Origin of the sequence: Leisingera sp. (assembly GCF_034669605.1) — a bacterium.
In the GTDB taxonomy this organism is placed as follows: Bacteria; Pseudomonadota; Alphaproteobacteria; order Rhodobacterales; family Rhodobacteraceae; genus Leisingera.
The window spans coordinates 1-2053 of record NZ_JAXMOX010000366.1 but is presented as its reverse complement, the minus strand read 5'-3'; the positions used below and the strand labels follow the sequence as shown (position 1 = coordinate 2053).

The following is a 2053-nucleotide window of genomic DNA, read 5'->3' as shown; positions in this document are numbered from 1 at the left end:
GAGCCGATGTAGATCGAATCTGTGAGCAGAAGGTCGCGCAGGAACGGCACTTTCATCGCTTCGGCCTTGGCATTGTCGGCGATGTATTCGCCCATGTACCGGGTGCCGATGCGGTAATCGATTGAATAATGGAACCAGCGGCCGGCCCCGCGCAGGATGTTGCTGACATAGGTTTTGCCAAGCCCGGACATGCCAAAGAACAGCACCCGTTTGTTCGGCGCATCGCGCCAGTCCTGCGCAGAAGAGTACAGCATGAGATCCCAAGTCCTTGAAGGTTTCACGCCTTGCTAATCGCCTGCGCGGGCTTGGTCAATTCCGTGCGCGCTTGCGCCGCAAGACGGGTTTGCCGTTCAGGATGATCAGGCCTGCAGCCAGAAGGGCAAAGCCTGCATAGGCTTGCGGCTTCAGCGCTTCCCCCAGGACCAGCGCGCCTAACAGAATGGCCACCGGCGGGATGATCAGGGTAACCAGCATCAGGTTGCCGCTGCCCGCCAGCTCCAGCACCCGGTAATAAAGCAGATAGGCCCCCGCCGTGGCGAGCAGGGCAAAATAGGCGATGGAGGCCCAAGTGCGCATCTCCAGCGCCAGGACAGGCGCACCGTCGATCAGCAGCGCCGCGGGGGCGAGGAACAGGGTGGAGCCGGTCAGCATTCCGGCGGCCGCGACAAGCGGCGGCAGGCCGCTCAGTTTGAAACGCGCCCAGGCGCTGGCAAATGCATATGAGACGGTGCCCGCGAGCACTGCCAGTTGCGCTGTGCTGCGCAGGTCGAAGCGGGCAAGTTGCTCAAGCCCGATGGCGGTTGCCACGCCAAGGAACCCAAGCCCCACTCCCAGCGCCTTGCGGGCCGTCAGCCGCTCATCCGCAAAGAGCAGTGCAGCGACGATCACCCCGAAAATTGCCGTTGCCGCATTCAGGATCGAGGTGAGGCCGGTCTCGATGTGCAGCTGCCCCCAGGCCATCAGCCCGAACGGGATCACGTTGTTCAGCAGGCCCATTATCAGGAACGCCCCCCAGATCCGCAATTCCTTGGGGACAGGTATCCGCATGGCCAGTACCACGGCCCAGAGGAACAGTGCCGCCCAGCCGCAGCGGTGCAGCACCAAAGTGAGAACGGGAATTTCATCCAGGGCGATGCGGATCGACAGGAATGAGGCACCCCAGATCAGACCGAGCAGGATCAGCTCGGCCCAGGCGCGGGGGGAGAGTGTTTTTTGCGGGCTCATGCGGTTCAGCTAGCGTGGCTGACTGTCTCAAGCGACCCGTTTCTTGCGGCAAAAGAAAACCCCGCCCGAAAAAACCGGGCGGGGCTGGATCCGGAACTGCGGCAGGATCAGAAGTGGTAGCCTACCTTGAAGCCGACCCCGACCGATGTGTTGTCGCCAAATTGCGATGTGGCAAAGGGCGCCTGGCTGACCACGGTTTGGGCACTGCCGACGCGGGTGATGTTCACACCGCCGGAGATGCTCATGTTGCCTTGCTTGTATTTAGCACCGACCGTCAGACCCAAGCGGCCGTCCTGCGGGCTGAGATTGGACTGGAAACCGCCCAGTGTTTCCTCATAGCTGACCGACACAGAGCCCGACCAGTTTTCATTGAACTTGCGGCCCACACCCAAGGTGTAGGTGTAGCGGTCATCTGCAAAAGACACCAGCGGCCGGCCGATCAGCGTGCCGCTGTAGAAGGTGGGCGAAATGTTGAACTTGGACCATTCCACCCAGCGCACGCCGCCGAACAGCAGCGTGTCCTTGGCAATGCCGGTCTGGAAATCCAGATTCACTGCCTGCGGCGTGTTGATGGCGGTTGTCGAGGTGAACGGGCCAGGCAGGCCGCCGCCGCTTTCTACTGTGCTGACGTCGTGGTCGACTTCCGAGAAGTAGGTCAGCGCAATCCGCAGTGCGATGTCCGGCCGTTCATAGGCGACGCCGGCCAGATAGCCGAAGCCTTCATCGCGGTCACCGCTGGCTGCATAGCCGCCGAACACAGGGATGGAGACTTCGGCCTCCATCGTCTGAAGCCGCACGCCGCCATAAGCGCTGAAGTTCTGGTTGAATT

The 2053-nt window shown here is 61.8% G+C and carries 1 protein-coding gene and 2 pseudogenes; all 3 read right to left on the bottom strand.

The annotated features are described in order from the left end of the window. Positions 1-254 (bottom strand): annotated as a pseudogene (locus VOI29_RS24300) (ATPase); the annotation flags it as partial. A gap of 55 nt (positions 255-309) precedes the next feature. Continuing rightward, the gene (locus VOI29_RS24295; protein ID WP_323784440.1) at positions 310-1224 is read right to left on the bottom strand and encodes a DMT family transporter; all 915 of its coding nucleotides are present in this window, start codon (positions 1222-1224) and stop codon (positions 310-312) included. Between the two features lie 107 nt (positions 1225-1331). Continuing rightward, positions 1332-2053, bottom strand: a pseudogene (locus tag VOI29_RS24290) (hypothetical protein); the annotation flags it as partial.

What these genes read in the sequence shown, in the direction of transcription:
- VOI29_RS24295 (WP_323784440.1), bottom strand. Translation starts at nt 1,224, where the DNA reads ATGAGCCCGCAAAAAACACTCTCCCCCCGCGCCTGGGCCGAGCTGATC.